Raw genomic sequence first — 16,964 nt, forward strand, 5'->3', positions numbered from 1 at the left:
CTCGATCAGCCGCCACTCCACCTCGCTCAGATCGTATCGCGCCATGCCAAGGCTCCTTCCGGAATCCTTGAATCAGCGAGACCGGGTCACCGCAAGCTTTATGGGTTCAGAACCTAGGCCGCCTGTCGGCTGCTGACCGCCGCGCCCGCCTCGGACGGGTCTACCGGCTTGCGGATCGGCACATCGAAACTGACCGTGGTCCCGCGTCCCGGCTCGCTCTCCATCGTCAACGTCCCGCCATGCAATTCGATCAGCGACTTGGTCAGGGCCAGGCCCAGACCCGTGCCCTGGGTGGTCTTGGAATGCTGCCCCTCGACCTGTTCGAACGGGCGGGCCAGCCGCGCCAGATCGTCCGCGGCGATGCCGATGCCGGTGTCGGTGACCGCCACCCGGATGCGGTCGTCGTCCTCGCGCGACAAGGCCACGACGATGTCGCCGCCTTCCGGCGTGAACTTGACCGCGTTCGACAGCAGATTCAGCACCACCTGTTTCAGCCCGCGATGATCGGCCTCGATGGTAGGCAGGTCGGGCGCATCGACCAGCAGTTTCAGCCCCGCCTCCTCGACCCGCCCGCGCATCAGCCGCGCCGCGTCGTCCACGATCTCCTTCATCGACACCGCCTCATAGTGCAGCGTCAGCTTGCCGGCCTCGATCTTGGCCATGTCGAGGATGTCGTTGATCAAGCTCAGCAGATGCTGGCCCGAGCGCAGGATGTCGGCCGCATAACCCTTGTATCGGGCGTCGCCCAGCGGCCCGAACATTTCCCCGGCCATGATCTCCGAGAAGCCGTTGATGGCGTTCAGCGGCGTGCGCAGTTCATGGCTCATATTGGCGAGGAACTCGGACTTGGCCTGGTTCGCCGCCTCGGCCCGGGTCATGGCGACTTCGTATTTGCGGGCCAGCGACGACAGCTTCTCCTCGCGGTCCTCAAGCTCGGTGATGGTGACGTGCAGCCGCTCGGTGGCGCGCTGGCGCTCCGCCTCCTTCTGCTTGATGGCGGTGATGTCGGCGGCGGAAACGACCGAGCCCCCGTCCGAGGTGAATCGCTCGACCAGCTGCAGCCAGCGGCCGTCGTGCAACTCGACCTCGCGGGCCCCGGCCCGGCCGCCCGGCGCCGGCTGTTCCGACTTGATGGCCAGGCCGGCGATCTGGTTCAGATCCGCCTTCAGCGCGCCCTTGCGCACCACCCCCGGTTCGAAGCTGAAGGCGTCCTCGAACGCCTGGTTGGACAGGATCAACCGGCCGTTCCGGTCGAACAGGACGAAGGCGTCCGAGACGCTCTCGATGCCGTCGCGCAGCCGGCCCTCGGCGGCCTGGGCATGGGCCTTGGCGCGCCGCGCCTCGGTCGTGTCCAGGGCGATGCCGAGGATGGAGGTGGCCCCGTCCTCGCCCCGTTCGCCGCGCGCCTGGCCGCGGGCGTCGATCCACCGCGCGCGGCCCTGGGGGTCCGGCACCGGAAAGCTGACCTCGAAGGCGCCGAAGGTCTCGGCCTGGCGCACCGCGTGCTCCACGGCCCCGCGGTAGCGCGGGTGGATCCGCTCCATGAAGGCCTCGGCCGACACCAGGCCGGTCCGCCCCAGCCCCATCAGGTCGGCCATATAGTCCGACAGCATCAGCTGGCCGCTCTCCAGATCCCAGTCCCAGACGCCGCACCGCGCCGCCTCGACCGCGCCGCGGAAGCGCCGTTCCGACGCCGCCCACTCGCGGCTGATGCCCAGTTGCCGGCGTTGCTGCAGCAGGGTCAGCAACAGCACCAGCACGCCGATGATCAGGGGCGCGGCCAGCACCCAGGCGTCGTCCAGCAGCCCCCCGGCGCCGGCGCTGACCGGGGTCGAGGCCATGGCGATCAGGCCGGTATCGCCGACCGCCACCGTGGTGCGCCGCACGGCGCCCCCCTCCCGCGGCAGGGTCGCGCCCTGACCCAGTCCGTCGGCCGGGGTCTGGGGCAGGCCCGGCGGCGTCTCCGCCCCGGAGCCGCCGACAAGCAGGGTGCGCGGTCCGGACAGCAGCCACAGATCGACGCCGTCGGCGGTCCGGAGCGAGGGCAGGGGGGCCCGGCCCAGCAGCCGGCTTCCGTCGGCCAGGGTCCCCGAAACCAGCAGGGCGGCGCCGTCGGCCGCCAGTCCCGGCTTTCCGGGCGTGGGCTCGAAGGCGGCGGGGGCGGCGCCGGCGACCGCGGTCACGCTTCCGTTCGCAGTGATCACGGCGAAGGCGCTGTCCGGCTCGGCCGCACGCGCCTGCTCCAGCGCGCGGGCGCCCGAGAACTGCGCCGCCGCGCGCACCGCCGTCTCGACCGGCGCCACCCGGGTCTCCAGCTCAAGCGCCAGCATCCGCGCCTCGCGGTCGACGGCGGCCATGCGCAGGGCGTCGGCTTCCTGCCCCGGACGCGCCATTTCGCGAGCGAACAGAAGCACATAGGCGGCGACGGCCAGGGTCGCGGCAAGGATGGCGATCCGCACCCATGCGGGCGGGCCCTTGCGCCGGTCCTGGGCGCGCCGTCCTTGCGGGGTTATGCGGCGCTCACTGCCCCGCAAGGCGCTCTCCCGGACGATTCGGCGACGATGGCTGAATCTAGGCTGCGTCGCGGATTCCTGTCGAGGCTTACTCGCCCTGCTGGTCGTTCAATTGCGGGGACGGTCTCCGTCAGGCGGCCTGCGACGGCGCGACGGCCATCTCCGGCGCGCCCAGCACGTCCGTCACGGTCTTCAGCACGGTGCGGGCGTCGCGCGCCAGCGACTGCATCTCCGGCGGCGCGTCGTCGGGCGCATCGTCGACCGCCGCCACCATCCGCTCGGCCAGGGCCATCAGCTGCGGCGCGGCGGCGATCAGCCGGGCCTGGAATTCGATCTGTTCCGGATCGCGATCATACTCCGCGCCCGGCACGCGCCATCCGCCCCAGTCGGCCTTGTCGGTGACCACCACCGGATAGGTGCCGGGGAAGGGGTGGTGCGGCGTGTCCTCGGCCGTCTGCCATTTGTTGCGCGCCCGCATCAGCCGCCAGCTCTCGCCGGCGTTGGCGGCCGGGTCTTCGCTCGGCAGCAGCAGTTCGTGGCCGAGAAACTCCCGGCCCAGACCGACGTCATAGGTGACGCGCACCGGCTCCTCGAAGCCCTTGGCCCAAACCGGCTGGACCTTTTCGATCTGGGCCCAGGCGCCGACACACTCGACCCAGACCTTCTGGCCCTTCTGGAACTGCGCTCGCGCCATCCGCCTCTCCCGTGGTGAATGGCGAGAGTGCGCTTCCGGGGGTGAACACGTGGTTTGGCGAAAGGGTTAAGCGGACCTTGACGGCCGCCTTGGTCGCCGCTTCAGGAGCGGGAAATGTCTTCCAGCGCCTCCCCGGCGTATTTCTCCTTCACCCGCGTTGACAGATCGCCCAGCGACACCACCCCGACCAGGCGCTCGTCCTTGTCCAGCACCGGCAGGCGGCGGATCTGTTTCGAACCCATGGCGTCCAGCACCGTCTTCAGGTCGTCGTCGGCATAGGCCGTCTGCGCGTCGCGGCTGATGTATTCGACCACCGGCGAGCTGAACGAGGCGCCGCCGGCCACCGCCCGCACGGTGATGTCGCGGTCGGTGATCGTGCCGATCAGGCGATCGCCGTCGGCCACCGGCATGAAGCCGAAGTCGCCGCTGGCCATGCGCGAGGCGACCTCCTGCAGGGTGTCTCCCGGCCGGGCGACCTGCACGTCCTTGCTCATCACGTCGCGGATTTTCATCGGGTCTTCTCCTGATTGTCGGGTTTCCGACAGAACCCCCGGGCCCGGCCCCGGTTCCTGACAGCTGGACAACGAGCCGCTCAGGGTCGTGTCACCCGCCACCTGCTTTATGGCCTGCATCCCCCGGGAATCGTCCCGGCTCCGAAAGGACAAACGCCATGAAGACCGCCCTGATCAGGAAAGCCCTGCTCCCCCTGCTGGCGGCGTCCGCGGTCACGGTCGCGACCCCGGCGCTGGCCCAGAATTTCAGCATCAGCATCGGCGTCGGCTCGCCGGGCTACAGCCAGCCCTACGGCTACGGCCCCGCACGCGGCTACGGCCAGACCCCGCGCGACCTCCACTACCGCGTCCAGGTCCTGGCGCAGCACGTCGACCGTCTCGCCTGGAGCGGCGGGGTCCATCGCCTCGAAGCGCGCAACCTCGCGATACAGCTGAACCAGTACCAGGCCCTTGAACGCCGCTATGCCCGCAACGGGCTGAACCGGGCCGAGTATGTCGATCTCGACCGTCGGCTGGACCGGGTCGAATATCAGCTCCAGCGCTCGGTCTACCGCACCCGCTGGTAGCCGACCCCCTGCGAAGGCCGTCCCGGAAACGGGGCGGCCTTTTCTCTTTGCGCCCGGCCCGCCTGGCCGCCTCCCTTGGCGGCCCTGTCCCGCATATCCCGCCTGTCCCGCGCGATGTCCCGGGTGTGTCCTCGTCTTGTCCCGCTTTGGTCCCGGTCTTGTCCCGCATGTCCCGGCCCGATGTCCCGGGTCTGGCAGGTCGGGCTGACCGGCCAATGGCCGAATCCGCCCCTTCGCACTGGTCGAAATCGTCAGTCCCTGACCGCCCCGGCCAGGGCCTCGGCGAGGTCTCCTTTCCCGGCGACCTCGACCCCCTCCAGTCCCAGCCAGCCCGCCATCCGCCGAAGCTCCGCGGCCAGCCGTTCCCGCGTCTCCGGCGTGGCGTCCGGCTCGCGCCACGCCGCCTGCACCCGCAGCACCCCGGCCTGCCGGTCCGACTTCAGATCGACCCGCGCCGTGATCGCCTCATCCTCGAGGAACGGCAGGACGTAATACCCGTGCGTCCGCTTGTGCGCCGGGGTGTAGATCTCCAGCCGCACCCGCGTCCCGAACAGCCGCTCGGTCCGGTCGCGGGTCCAGATGAGATTGTCGAACGGCGACAACAGCGCCGCCCCCGCCACCTTGCGCGGCGTCCTTGCCCCGACCGCAAGATACGCCGGATGCCGCCATCCCTTGACCGCCACCGGAGTCAGCTCGTCCGCCTCCACCAACTCCGCTGTCCGCGCCTTCGCATCGGCCAGCGGCAGCCGGAAATAGTCCCGCAGGTCCGCCTGCGTCGCCACCCCCAGCGCCCGCGCCACGATCCGCACCAGGTCTCGCTGCGCGTCCGCCTCGGTCGGCGTCGGCTGGTCGACGATGCGGGCGGGCAGGGCGCGCTCGGTCAGGTCATAGACCCGCTCGAACCCGCGCCGCGTCTTCGTCGTGATCCTCCCGGCCCAGAACAGCCACTCCAGCGCCCGCTTGCCGTCCGACCACGACCACCAGCCGGGCGCCCCGCGCGGCGCATCGTTGAAGTCCGCGCCGGTGACCGGCCCGCGCCGCTCGATCTCCTTCAGCACCCCGTCGACATAGTCGCGCCGCTCGCGCCCGAACCGCGCCAGCCCGCCCCACATCTCGCCGCCTTCCGCCCGCGCCATGCGCCAGCGCAGCAGCGGCTGCAGATCCATCGGCAACAGCGACGCCTCATGCCCCCAGTATTCGAACAGCCCCCGCCGCGCCCCCCAGGCCTCGGCCTCCAGGGCCTCGCGCGGATAGTCCCCCAACCGCGAGAAGGCCGGCAGATAGTGGGTCCGCGTCACCACATTGACGCTGTCGATCTGGACGACGCCGAGGCGGCGGACGACGTCGCGGACGTGCGGTCGGCCGGGCGCTGCGGGTGGCTTGCGGCCGAAGCCTTGGGCGGACAGCGCGATGCGGCGGGCGGTTGTAGGGGAGAGGGTTTCGGTCACTCGTAATCATGCACGAACCCTCTCCCATTGGGAGAGGGCTTGAGCGCACGGCGGCGCAGCCGTCGTCCTTGCGCGAAAGGGTGTGGGTCGACCGCCGGCGGGCGGCTTCGCCGCATCCGCCAGCCGACCCTCATCCGGCGGGGCTCCGCCCCGCCACCTTCCCCCGATGGGAGAAGGGATTCCCGGACCTATGGTCGCGCCTGCCCCTCCATCGCCCCGGCCGCGCGGACCAGCTGCACGAAGTCCGCCCGCTCGCCGTACGGGTCCTCGCCCCGCGCCCCCTGCGCCTGTTCCAGAATTTCGTCCCAGCCGTAGCCTTCGCCCATCCACGGATCGTTGCGCAGTTTCTGCCCGAAGGCGGCGACGGCCAGGGCCCACCGGGTGCTTTCCGGCGGTTGGGCCGAGACCCGGCCGGCGGCGGCGTTCGACACCGGCCGCTGCATCAGCCGGGAGTCACGCTCGCCCGGCAGCTTGTAACGCACCTGCACGAAGCCGATCTCGCCGGACGGATCGCCGCCGCCGACGCCGATCCGGTTGGCGTCATAGCGCCGGTCGGGGATCTGGCTCGGCCCGCCCACCGGGGTGATTTCATACAGCGCCGTCACCGACGCCCCCGAGCCGACCTCGCCAGCATCGACGCGGTCGTTGGCGAAATCCGCCTCGTTCAACAGCCGCGTCTCATAGCCGATCAGCCGGTATTCGCTGACGCGCGCCGGGTTGAACTCGACCTGGATCTTGACGTCGTCGGCGATCGGGAAGGCCCCGCGGTCGAAGGCCGGGCCGAACAGCCGGCGCGCCTCCTCCAGATTGTTCACATAGGCCGCCGTGCCGTTGCCGGCCTGGGCGATGGCCTGCATCCGCGCGTCCTGATAGTTGCCGCGCCCATAGCCATAGACCGACAGATAGATGCCGGTCCCCCGCTTGGCGGCGACATAGTCCTCCAGCCGCTGGTCATTGGTGACCCCGACGTTGAAGTCGCCGTCGGTGAACATCAGGATGCGGTTGACCTTGTCGCGCCCGAAGGCGGCCTCGGCCTGGCTGTAGGCGTTGACCATGCCCTGCGCCCCGGCGGTCGAACCGCCGGCGTTCAGGGCCGCCACGGCGCAGCGCAGCTTCAGCTTCTGGTCGCCTGGCGTCGGTCCCACGGCCGTGCCGACGTCCGAGGCGTAATAGGTCACCGCCACCCGGTCCTGCGGCCGCAACCGGTCGATGATCAGGTTCATCGACGCCTGCGCCATCGCCAGCTTGTCCGGCGAATGCATCGAACCCGAGACGTCGACCATGAAGGTCAGATTCAAAGGCCGCCGCTGGCTCTCCGGCAGTTCATACCCCTGTAGCGCCACATGGACGATCTGCCACCCCTGCGACCACGGCGAGGCTGTGACCGCGGTGGTGACGGCGAACGGCTCGGACGCCGAGCGCGGCCGCTCGTACCCGTAGTCGAAGAAGTTGATCATCTCCTCGACCCGCACCGCGTCCGCCGGCGGCAGCCGGCCTTCCTCGATGAAGCGGCGCACGTTCGAATAGCTGGCCGTGTCGACGTCGATCGAGAAGGTCGAGACCGGCTCGTCGGCGACGCGCCGCACCGGGTTCGGCGTGGCGTCGGGATAGCGTTCGGTGTCGCGTGCGACGGTCGCGGGCGGCGGGACATAGGCGGCCTCGCCGCGCACCCGGGAGGCCGAGACGATGACCTCGTCCATCTGCGCCGCCATCGGAGCGGGCGGGGGAGGCGGCGGAGGCGGAGGCGGCGGCGGCATGGGCCCCGTCATGGCCCGGGCGCCGCCCGTCGCAGCGACCCGGCCGCGGTAGACCTCCGGCCGGGCCGGGGCCAGGTCGATCCCGACCGCGCGGCAGTTGTCGGGCGAGACGACCCCGTCACGGGCGAGGTCCGGCCCGACCCCGGCCATCGCCGGCGCGGGCGCCAGAGGCGCGGCGAGAGAGACCGCCAGCACGGCGGCCAGACTGCGTCTCAGCGGATAGGTCGTCATCGGCGTCGCTCCCTGTTCCGTGCCATCGGCTCTGGATCATCCCGCCAATCGGCGTCGCGGTCGCCTGACGATGCCTGACGCCTCGGGCTGGCGTCCGGCCGTTTGCATCCCCACAATGACAGCGGGCGTAAACAGGGGATCCGCGATGCACGAGACAACCAGCATGGGTCTGGGCCACGCGGTCGCCTTGCTCGCCGCCATGGTCGTCGCCGCCACCCTGTTCCGGCGCTTCGGCCTCGGCTCCGTGCTCGGCTATCTCGCCGCCGGCCTGCTGATCGGCCCCTCGGCCCTTGGCGTGGTGCGTGATCCGGAATCCGTGCTGCACGTCGCCGAACTGGGCGTCGTCATGTTCCTGTTCATCATCGGTCTGGAGATGCGACCGGCGCGCCTGTGGAGTCTCAGGCGCGAGATCTTCGGCCTCGGCGCGGTCCAGGTGCTGGTCTGCGCCGTGTTGCTGACCGGCCTCGCCCTCGCCGCCGGCCTGGCCTGGTACGCCGCCGTGATCGCCGGTTTCGGCTTCGCCCTGTCCTCGACGGCGATCGTCATGCAGCTGCTGCAGGAGCGCAACGAAAACGCCGCGCCCGCCGGCCAGCGGGTCATCTCCATCCTCCTGTTCGAGGACCTCGCCATCGTCCCCCTGCTGGCCCTCGTGGCGGTGCTGGCGGGGACTTACGGCTCGGCGGTCGAGACCGGCAACCCCATCTGGATGACCGTGGCGCTGGCGATCGGCGCGGTGGCGCTGGTCTATGTCGCCGGGCGCTGGGTGGTGAATCCCTTCTTCCGCCTACTGGCCCGCTACGGCGGCCGCGAGGTCATGACCATGGGCGCGCTGTTCGTCGTCCTCGGCGCCGCCTACGCCATGAACCTCGGCGGCCTGTCCATGGCCATGGGCGCCTTCCTCGCCGGGGTGCTGCTGTCGGAATCGACCTTCCGCCACCAGCTCGAGGCGGATGTCGAGCCGTTCCGCGGCCTGTTGCTCGGCCTGTTCTTCCTCAGCGTCGGCATGTCGCTGGACGTGCGGGTGGTGTTCGCCGACTGGGCCTGGGTGCTGGGCGGGCTCGCCGCCTTCATGTCGGCCAAGATGATCGCCGTCTACGCCGTGGCCCGGCTCAAGCGGATGCATGGCGAGAGCCTGCTGCGCGCCGCCCTGATGGGCGAGGGTGGCGAGTTCGCCTTCGTCATCTACTCGACCGCCTTCGCCGCGGGCCTCTTCGACGCGCGCACCGCCGCCATCCTTTCGGCCGTGGTCATCCTGTCGATGGCGCTGACACCGCTCAGGGTCATGCTGGCCGACCGGATGCGCCCGAACGAGGACCTGTCGCCCGATGACGCCGACGGCGTCGACCGCGCCGCAGACCTGCGCGAGCGGGTGCTGATCATCGGCTTCGGCCGCTTCGCCCAGGTGGTGTCCCAGCCGCTGCTGGCCCGCGACGTCGACGTCTCGATCATCGACATGGACGTCGAGATGATCCAGGCCGCCGGCGATTTCGGCTTCAAGGTCTACTATGGCGACGGGGCCCGCCTCGACGTCCTCCACGCCTCCGGCGCCGGCCGGGCCGAAACCATCCTCGTCTGCGTCGACAAACAGGAAACCGCCGACCGCATCGTTGAACTGGTCAAATCCGAGTTCCCACTAACCAAACTGTTCGTCCGGGCCTACGACCGCGGCCACGCCATCCGCCTCGTCCAGGCCGGCGTCGAGTACCAGCTCCGGGAAACCTTTGAATCGGCCCTGGTTTTTGGCGAGCAGGTGTTGATCGATCTTGGCTTCTCGGCCGACGAGGCCCGCGAGACGATCCAGGACGTCCGCCGCCGCGACGAACAGCGGCTCTCGATCCAGCTGGTCGAGGGCATCACCGGCGGCCGGTCCCTGATGCGCGGCAATATCGCCACCACCCGGCCCGAGCCCTACATCAAGCCCCGCCACGAGGGCACGGCCCTCAACGAGGAGGCGGCCGAGGCGCTGGAAGAGGACGAGGAACGCGAAAAGGCCGGCGCCTGATCGGCGCCGCCCTTCGCTGCATCACAGAGGCGATGGTTACATCGCCGCCTTGATCTGCTCCGCCTGACGCAGGTGCGCCTCGATCTTCGGCACGACCGAGCGGGCGTGTTCGGCCAGTTGCGGCGCATCCGTATTGTCCGAGAACCCGCGATGCAGGGTCAGGGCCTCGTTGTGCGCGGCGATCTGCTGATCGATCCAGGTCCGCTCGAAGGTTTCAGCCGAGGCCGAGCGCAGGTTGTCGAGCATGCCCTGACGGCGCTCGTCCAGCTCTGTCGGCAGGGCGACGTCCGGCGCGGCCTGCGGAACCACGGCCTTCATGGCGTTGGAGGCGGCGGTGTGATCGGTCTTGATCATGGTCGCCAGCTCGCGGATCTGGGCGTTCTGCGACCGCTCCAGCGCGATGTCGGCGGCCATGATTTCATACATGTCGCCTTCCGCCGCGTTCGGCACATAGCCGCCGACGGTGTTGGCGCCGAGCGTCGCGGCCGACATCTGGCCAACCGGCGCGGCCGCCATATCCTGGGCCTTGTCGACGGGCTCGGGCGATTGTTCCTGGTTACAGGCGGCGAGAAGGGCGACGCAGGCGACGCCGGCGAGAAGTGGTCTGATCATGGGAATTCCTCCTTGAGACCCCGACAACCGTCTGGGACCGCCACGGTTCCCGATGGTCGCGTCGTCGCCCGGTTCGGTGTATGGACCGCGCCCGATGGACCGCCGCCTCTCGATCGCCCCGATGATGGACTGGACCGACCGGCACTGCCGCGCGTTCCATCGCACCCTGACGTCCCGCGCCCTGCTCTATACCGAGATGGTCACCGCCCCCGCCGTGCTGCACGGCGACCGCGAGCGGCTGCTGGGCTTCGACCCCGTTGAACACCCCGTGGCGCTGCAACTCGGCGGCTCCGATCCGGACCAGCTGGCGGAGGCCGCCCGGATCGGCGAGTCCTTCGGCTATGACGAGATCAACCTGAACGTTGGCTGCCCCTCGGACCGGGTCCAGTCCGGCCGCTTCGGCGCCTGTCTGATGCGCGAGCCGCAGCTGGTCGCCGACTGCATGGCGGCGATCAAGGCCGCAGTCGCTGTGCCCGCCACGGTCAAATGCCGCATCGGCGTGGACGATCAGGACCCCGCGACATCCCTGTTCGAGACCGTCGACGCCTGCGCCGCCGTCGGCGTCGAGGTCTTCATCGTCCATGCCCGCAAGGCGTGGCTTAAAGGCCTGTCGCCGAAGGAAAATCGCGACGTCCCGCCGCTGGATTACGCCCTCGTGCGCCGGCTGAAGCGCGAACGGCCGCACCTGGCGGTGACCATCAACGGCGGCGTCGCCTCGATGGACGAGGCCGAGGCCCATCTGGACGACGCCGACGGCGTGCAACTGGACGGCGTCATGCTGGGCCGCGCGGCCTATCATGAGCCCGCCATACTGGGTCAGGCGGACCGGCGGCTGTTCGGGGGCTCGGCGCCCGATATCGACGCCTTCGCCGCCATCGATCGCTACCGGCCCTATATGGCGGCGCGGCTGGAGGAGGGCGTTCACCTGCCGGCAATGGCCCGCCATATGCTGGGTTTGATGTACGGCCGTGCCGGCGCACGGGCCTTCCGCCGCATCCTCACCGTGGAGTCGGTCCGGCCGGGCGCGGGCCTGGACGTGGTCGACCGCGCCGTCGAGGCTGTTCGGGAGGCGGAAGGCCGGGTGGAGCGCCCGACCCGGGCCGCCTGACGGCGGATTCGCCACCGACGGTGTTGTGATGCAACAGAAACACACCGTGGACGGTTGTCGGCCGTTTACCCTGCGCAACGGGGAACGGTCCGGCCTAGCTTCGCATTCGGCTTGGCAGGAGTAAGCCATGTCCAAGAGTTCGACCACAAAGCCTGATCTGCGCGTCATCCCCGGCGATGCGGAAATCTATGATCTGATGCGCTCGCCCGAGACCACGTCCGAGCGGGTGCGCCGGCTTCAGCTTGAAGCCCGCGCCCTGGCCGTTGAACAGGTCGAGGCGCTGGAGCGGGTGCTGATGGAGGCCTCGCGCATGGCGAAGGAAATCGCCGATGGCGGCGACGCCTATCCGGTGGGCGCTCGCGAACTGGCGGGCCGGCTGTCGTCCGATCTCCCGGCGAAGGCCGAGACCCTGAAGGCGATCGTCAGCCGCTCGCTCTAGGCCGCTCGCGCCGCGCGCCGCTCGCGGATCCGCCGCGCCAGCCGGAACACGATCACCGCCAGCACGATCAGCACCACCGGTATCAGGATCGGCGCGATAAAGGCGACGATTACGGTCAGAACGGCCAGCACATCCTCAATCAGCGACACCACCGGATTGCCCAGCCCGCCCGTGGTGGCGGTAGAACCGACTCGCACCCCGGTCTGGGCGGCGTTGAAGGCCAGGGCCGCCGGGGCCCCGACGATCAGCCCGGCCACCGCCGCCATGGCCGGATCGACCGCCCAGAACACGCTGCCGGCCGCGATCGCGCCGGCGACCGGCCGTGTGACATAGCCCACCGCATTGAGCCCGTGGTCAATCGCGGGAACCTTGTCGCCGAGAAACTCCGCCATCGTCGCCACCCCCAGCGCCGCGATGGCGGGCCAGGACACCAGCCAGTCCATCTGATCGATCAGCCGGACCCCGAACACCTCGAACCGCGCCGCCAGCGCCAGCATCAGCAGCGGCAGAAAGGTGCGCAGGCCGGTCGCCGACGCCAGCCCGAGCCCCAGCAGAGCCGGCAGGATCCACACCTGCAGCGGACCGGCCACGGCGTCCAGCGCTTCGAGATCAAACCCGGGCATCGTCGCCTCCTGAACCTGCCGCGGCATCATGCGCGGGAACACCCGGCGGCTCCAGCGCCTTTCCGGTCACCCCCGAAACAGGAGCCGACCATGACCGACCGCTTTGAACCTCGCGCCGAAAAGATCGCCGACCAGCAGCGCGATATCCAGGCCGGCATCGACGCCAAGACGGGCGAGAGCGGGGGTTCGAAGGACGAAGGCGCGGTCCAGGCCGGCGCGCGCAAATACCCCGAACCGCCCTTCCCGGAGCAGCACCAGCGCAAGCCTGGCGACGAGGCGGCGCTCGATCCGGCTCCCATGTACGACGCGCCGTTCTGGAAGGGGTCCGGCAAGCTGGAGGGCATGGCCGCCATCATCACCGGCGGCGATTCCGGCATCGGCCGCGCCGTAGCGGTGCTGTTCGCGCGCGAAGGCTGTGACGTCGCCATCTGCCATCTAGACGAGGAAGCCGACGCCAATGTCGCCAAGGCGGCGGTCGAGGCCGAGGGCCGGCGGGCGATCGTGCTCCAGGGCGACGTCGCCGACCCCGCCTTCTCGGAAGCCGCCGTCAAGGCGACGCTGGAGGCCTTCGGCCGGCTGGACGTGGTCGTGCCCAACGCCGCCTTCCAGGAGCATGTCGAGGCGCTGGAGGACCTGACGCTCGAGCATTTCGACCGCACCCTGAAGACCAACCTCTACGGCTATTTCAGCCTCGTGAAGGCGGCGGTTCCTCACATGAAGGCCGGCGGCTCGATCGTCATGACCGGCTCGGTGACCGGCATCCTCGGCAATGACAGCCTGCTCGACTATTCGATGACCAAGGGCGGCATCCACGCCTTCGCCCGATCGCTGGGCACCCACCTCGCGCCGCGCGGCATCCGCGTCAATGTGGTCGCCCCGGGGCCGGTCTGGACGCCGCTGAACCCCGCCGACCAGCCCGCCGACAAGGTCGCGAAATTCGGCGCGGAGACGGTGATGAAGCGTCCGGCCCAGCCGGAAGAGATCGCGCCCGCCTATGTCTTCCTCGCCTCGCCGCAGTGCTCCAGCTTCATCACCGGCGAAATCCTCCCGATCATCGGCGGGTACTCAGGAGGCTGAGGCCCCTTAACGGGCGACGACGTCGTCGTACTGGCTGTGACGCTTCAGCCAGGCGACGGCGTAGCCGCACTGGGGCGTCAGTTTCAGCCCCTCGGCCCGGGCGTGCTCGGCCAGCGCCTGCATGAAGGTCCCCGCCGCGCCCGTGCCTCTCAGCGCCGGATCGGCCTCGACATGCAGAATGATCCTGGTCTTTCCCTGAACCGCATAGTCCGCGTGCACGCAGCGCGTCTCGCCGTCAGGGTCGGTGAAACCCTGCTCGAACCTCTGGCGGTCAAGTACGTCTCGGAAATCGGTCATCGTCAGGCTCCATCCCGGTGTCGGCGTTCAGACAGCGCCAACCCGGTGTGTTACGCCCTGTTCCCCGCCGACCGCCGGTCTCGCCGACTTTCCCGCGTCAGGGGGCCCTGTCTCCGAGGAGACTGATCAGACCGAAGATGCTTTTGATCGTGAACCAGACCATAAGAAGGAACAGCGCGCCCCAGAAGACGAACAGGAACGGAATCCCGATCGCGATCATCGACAACAGTAGGCTGATCAACCACAGCACCGAGAAGATGATCGTCCACATGAAAGTCGACCAGAAGAGCCGGATCTGCGCCTCGATATGCTGCAGGGCCACCCCGGACGCATTTCCGCGGGCGACATAGGCGACGATCAGGCCGACCGGTACGAGCAGCGCCGCGCTCGGGATCGACAGGATGTAGAGCGCCCACGTGATGAGAGCGGCGACCTTGCCTTCTTCCGGATGGCTGGAACGGAACCGGGGCTCGTCTTCGGGGGGCGTCGAGGTCATCAAAAGGTTCCTTAGATCCACCAGCCGCGCGGGTCGGCGATTGGCCGGCCCGCCTTCAGCGCCCAGACGCCGGACGCGCCGCGCACGACCAGCCACAGGGCGGCGAGGAACATGATCGCCGGTCCCAGACCGAACGGCACGAGGAAGAAGATCAGTCCGACCGTCACGGCCACGGCGGCGGCCCACAGTGTCCGCTGCTGGTACAGGAAATGCGACAGCGACAGCGGATCTTCCGGCCCGGCCCGCCCGGTGACCGCGAAGAGTCCGATGATCGCCGACACGCCGAGGGTCGGCACGGCGAACAGGATCAGCGCATAGACGGCGTACAGTCCCATGCCGCCGCCGGGGACGGCGGCCGGTTCCCGCCGCCGCTGGCGGGTCGGGAACCCGGGCGAGGGTTCGAAGACCGAGGCCGCTGCGACCGGCCGTCCGGGCTCCGCGGCTTGCGTCGCCAAGGGCGGGATGGGGTCCGAAAAGGGTTCGATGCGCGGCAGGGGCTCGGGCTCGGGCTCCGGCTCGACCGGGCCTGCCGTGGCCAAGGCGGGGGAAAACAGGTCAGGTTCGGGCGCAGGCTCGGTTTCGCGCCCATACGCCATCCCCGGCTGCGCCGGCGGCTCGGCCTCCGGCTCGACCGGCGACCGTGCGCGCCCCTGCAACGACGCCGGCGAGGCGAAGCCGATCAGGTCGTCGTGATCGTCCGGAGTGTGCGGATCGCCGGGTTCGGCCATGGGGGTCCTTCGAGTCCTTGGGTCAGAATGACGGCCCGCCGCCCGGGGCGCAACCGTCGAACGCGGCTCAGCGGGCCAGCGTCACTTCGCAGCCGGGAGCGACCGCGCCGTCCAGGGCGCCCGGCTTCTCGATCCTGACCGTGCAGCGCCGCACCCGCGGGTCCGCCAGCATGGCCAGGGCCAGCCGTTCGGCGAAGGTCTCGACCAGGCCGATGTGACCTTCGGCGACGATGGCCCGCGCGGCCTCGGCCACGGTCTCATAGTTGATGGTGTCGGCCAGCCGCTCGATCGCCGCCGGCGTGAGTTCGAGGCTGACGTCGATGACCAGCCGCTGCAGCCGGCCCAACTCGTGGTCGTGCACGCCGATGCCGGCCGCGACCTCCAGCCCGCGCACGAACACGGTCAGGCTCTCGCGGCGGATGCCCGGGGCTGCGTCGGCGCCCGGGAAGGGCAGGGGGGATGAGGCGGCCACGGGCTACTCCACGATGTCCGGGGTCTGCCACGCCAGATGCTGGCCCCCGTCGACGGCGATCATCTGACCCGTCACCAGTTCGGCGTCCACCAGCCATCGCACGGCGGCGGCCACGGCTTGCGGATTGCCGGCCCGGGCCAGCGGCACGGCGGCGGCCTCGGCGGCGAAATCCGCCTCCGTCTGGTGGATCGACGGCAGGGTCGGGCCCGGCCCGACGCCATTGACGCGCACGCGCGGCGCCAGCGCCTGGGCCATGGTGCGGGTGGCGTGCCACAGGGCGGCCTTCGACAGGCCGTAGGAGAAGAACCGCGGATCCGGCTTGAGCACCCGCTGGTCCAGAATATTGATGATCACCGAGCCGTCGGGCGCCTGCCGGGCGAAGGCCTGGGCCAGCAGCACCGGCGCGCGCAGATTGGTGTCGATATGCTCGCCCCAGCTCTCGCCGGTCAGGGTGTCCAGCCGGTCGTCGGCGAACACCGAGGCGTTGTTGACCAGCACCGTCACCGGCCCGAGGGCCCCGGCCGCCTGATCGATCAGGTCGCGGGTCGCGCCCATGTCTCTCAGGTCGGCGGACAGGGCCACCGCCCGACGGCCCAGGCCCTCGATCTCGCGGACCAGTCCGGCCGCCTCATCGTCCGAGGTGTGGTGATGAACCGCGATGTCGAAGCCGGCGCTCGCCAGCTCGAGGCAGATCGCCCGGCCGATGCGCCGCGCCCCGCCGGTGACGAGGGCGGCGCCGTTCCGGGCCGACGGCTCAGTCAACCCGGCCGAACTCGATGAAGTTGATCGCGGCGAGGACGGCGACGAAGCCGAGGATGATGTAGAGGGCCAGCATGGGATGCTCCTGTGTCGGCGCCCGCAATAAAGCGCCCGGCCCCGCTGTTCAAGCAGCCGTCAGGCCCTATCGTCCGCCCATGACGACGTGGCGCACCCGTATCGAGCCCCTCACCCGGCCGCTGTTCTTCGCCTGGTCGCGGATCAACCGCGGCATGACCCTGGGCGTGCGCGGCATGGCGGTCGACGGCGAAGGGCGCGTCCTGCTGGTCAAACACACCTATCTGCACGGCTGGTGGCTGCCCGGCGGCGGCGTCGAGCGCGGCCAGACCTGCGAGAACGCTCTCGCCCGCGAGATGCACGAGGAGGCTGGCGTCATCATAGAGGGCCGCCCGATCCTGCTCGGCGTTCACTCCAATGAGCGCTTCTTCCGCGGCGACCATGTCCTCGTCTACCGCATCGACCGCTTCACCCTGACGGGGCGCACCAGCGGGGGCGAGATCGCCGAGATCGGCTGGTTCAACCCCCATGACCTGCCGTCCGACACGCACCGGGCGACCCGCGATCGGCTGGCCGAGGTTTTCGACGGTGCGGAACGCGCGACAAGCTGGTAGC

At 70.0% G+C, this 16,964-nt stretch carries 18 protein-coding genes; 6 read left to right on the top strand and 12 right to left on the bottom strand.

Going from position 1 to position 16,964, the window contains the following annotated elements; all coding sequences use genetic code 11:
• Positions 1-113: 113 nt before the first annotated feature.
• The 3 genes from ACK4JY_RS09820 to ACK4JY_RS09830 all read right to left on the bottom strand — a co-directional run bounded on the left by ACK4JY_RS09820 (position 114) and on the right by ACK4JY_RS09830 (position 3,719).
• On the bottom strand, positions 114-2,534 hold the full coding sequence (locus tag ACK4JY_RS09820) for an ATP-binding protein (RefSeq protein WP_409605158.1): 2,421 nt from the start codon (positions 2,532-2,534) through the stop codon (positions 114-116).
• Positions 2,535-2,643: 109 nt separating this feature from the next.
• On the bottom strand, positions 2,644-3,207 hold the full coding sequence (locus tag ACK4JY_RS09825; protein WP_409605160.1) for a hypothetical protein: 564 nt from the start codon (positions 3,205-3,207) through the stop codon (positions 2,644-2,646).
• A 101-nt stretch (positions 3,208-3,308) separates the two neighbouring features.
• On the bottom strand, positions 3,309-3,719 hold the full coding sequence (locus ACK4JY_RS09830; protein WP_409605162.1) for a CBS domain-containing protein: 411 nt from the start codon (positions 3,717-3,719) through the stop codon (positions 3,309-3,311).
• A gap of 158 nt (positions 3,720-3,877) precedes the next feature.
• On the opposite strand from ACK4JY_RS09830, the gene ACK4JY_RS09835 reads away from it, so the two are divergent.
• Positions 3,878-4,285: a hypothetical protein gene (locus ACK4JY_RS09835; RefSeq protein WP_409605164.1), complete on the top strand. Its 408-nt coding sequence runs from the start codon at positions 3,878-3,880 to the stop codon at positions 4,283-4,285.
• 251 nt (positions 4,286-4,536) lie between these two features.
• Here ACK4JY_RS09835 and ACK4JY_RS09840 read toward each other — a convergent pair whose 3' ends face one another.
• Positions 4,537-5,733 carry a winged helix-turn-helix domain-containing protein gene (locus tag ACK4JY_RS09840; protein WP_409605166.1) on the bottom strand — a complete coding sequence of 399 codons (1,197 nt, stop codon included), beginning with the start codon at positions 5,731-5,733 and terminating at the stop codon, positions 4,537-4,539.
• A 188-nt stretch (positions 5,734-5,921) separates the two neighbouring features.
• A complete protein-coding gene (locus tag ACK4JY_RS09845) occupies positions 5,922-7,721 on the bottom strand; it encodes a vWA domain-containing protein (protein WP_409605167.1) in 1,800 nt (599 codons plus the stop codon).
• 145 nt (positions 7,722-7,866) lie between these two features.
• On the opposite strand from ACK4JY_RS09845, the gene ACK4JY_RS09850 reads away from it, so the two are divergent.
• Positions 7,867-9,723, top strand: a complete 1,857-nt coding sequence (locus tag ACK4JY_RS09850) for a monovalent cation:proton antiporter-2 (CPA2) family protein (RefSeq protein WP_409605169.1) — start codon at positions 7,867-7,869, stop codon at positions 9,721-9,723.
• Between the two features lie 36 nt (positions 9,724-9,759).
• Here ACK4JY_RS09850 and ACK4JY_RS09855 read toward each other — a convergent pair whose 3' ends face one another.
• Positions 9,760-10,335, bottom strand: a complete 576-nt coding sequence (locus ACK4JY_RS09855; protein WP_409605171.1) for a DUF4142 domain-containing protein — start codon at positions 10,333-10,335, stop codon at positions 9,760-9,762.
• 94 nt (positions 10,336-10,429) lie between these two features.
• Between ACK4JY_RS09855 and dusA the strand changes: the two genes are divergently transcribed.
• Both dusA and ACK4JY_RS09865 read left to right on the top strand, forming a co-directional pair.
• Complete coding sequence (gene dusA, locus ACK4JY_RS09860) at positions 10,430-11,443, top strand: tRNA dihydrouridine(20/20a) synthase DusA (protein ID WP_409605173.1); 1,014 nt, start codon at positions 10,430-10,432, stop codon at positions 11,441-11,443.
• A gap of 127 nt (positions 11,444-11,570) precedes the next feature.
• A complete protein-coding gene (locus ACK4JY_RS09865; RefSeq protein WP_409605175.1) occupies positions 11,571-11,882 on the top strand; it encodes a hypothetical protein in 312 nt (103 codons plus the stop codon).
• Here the strand turns inward: ACK4JY_RS09865 and ACK4JY_RS09870 are convergent.
• Positions 11,879-12,505, bottom strand: coding sequence for a DUF4126 domain-containing protein (locus ACK4JY_RS09870; RefSeq protein ID WP_409605177.1), 627 nt, complete (start codon positions 12,503-12,505; stop codon positions 11,879-11,881). The genes ACK4JY_RS09865 and ACK4JY_RS09870 overlap by 4 nt on opposite strands.
• Before the next feature lie 90 nt (positions 12,506-12,595).
• Between ACK4JY_RS09870 and ACK4JY_RS09875 the strand changes: the two genes are divergently transcribed.
• Positions 12,596-13,582, top strand: coding sequence for an SDR family oxidoreductase (locus tag ACK4JY_RS09875; protein ID WP_409605179.1), 987 nt, complete (start codon positions 12,596-12,598; stop codon positions 13,580-13,582).
• A 6-nt stretch (positions 13,583-13,588) separates the two neighbouring features.
• On the opposite strand, the gene ACK4JY_RS09880 is transcribed toward ACK4JY_RS09875, so the two are convergent.
• The 5 genes from ACK4JY_RS09880 to ACK4JY_RS09900 form a co-directional block, all read right to left on the bottom strand.
• Positions 13,589-13,879, bottom strand: a complete 291-nt coding sequence (locus ACK4JY_RS09880; RefSeq protein WP_409605181.1) for a GNAT family N-acetyltransferase — start codon at positions 13,877-13,879, stop codon at positions 13,589-13,591.
• 97 nt (positions 13,880-13,976) lie between these two features.
• A complete protein-coding gene (locus ACK4JY_RS09885; RefSeq protein ID WP_409605183.1) occupies positions 13,977-14,375 on the bottom strand; it encodes a hypothetical protein in 399 nt (132 codons plus the stop codon).
• Positions 14,376-14,386: 11 nt separating this feature from the next.
• Positions 14,387-15,103: a hypothetical protein gene (locus ACK4JY_RS09890; protein ID WP_409605185.1), complete on the bottom strand. Its 717-nt coding sequence runs from the start codon at positions 15,101-15,103 to the stop codon at positions 14,387-14,389.
• A 67-nt stretch (positions 15,104-15,170) separates the two neighbouring features.
• Positions 15,171-15,575: a dihydroneopterin aldolase gene (gene folB / locus ACK4JY_RS09895; protein WP_409605187.1), complete on the bottom strand. Its 405-nt coding sequence runs from the start codon at positions 15,573-15,575 to the stop codon at positions 15,171-15,173.
• A 3-nt stretch (positions 15,576-15,578) separates the two neighbouring features.
• A complete protein-coding gene (locus tag ACK4JY_RS09900) occupies positions 15,579-16,337 on the bottom strand; it encodes an SDR family oxidoreductase (RefSeq protein ID WP_409605189.1) in 759 nt (252 codons plus the stop codon).
• Positions 16,338-16,489: 152 nt separating this feature from the next.
• On the opposite strand from ACK4JY_RS09900, the gene ACK4JY_RS09905 reads away from it, so the two are divergent.
• The gene (locus tag ACK4JY_RS09905) at positions 16,490-16,963 is read left to right on the top strand and encodes an NUDIX domain-containing protein (protein ID WP_409605191.1); all 474 of its coding nucleotides are present in this window, start codon (positions 16,490-16,492) and stop codon (positions 16,961-16,963) included.
• Position 16,964: the final 1 nt, after the last annotated feature.

Source organism: Brevundimonas sp. (assembly GCF_046295595.1).
Taxonomy (GTDB): domain Bacteria; phylum Pseudomonadota; class Alphaproteobacteria; order Caulobacterales; family Caulobacteraceae; genus Brevundimonas.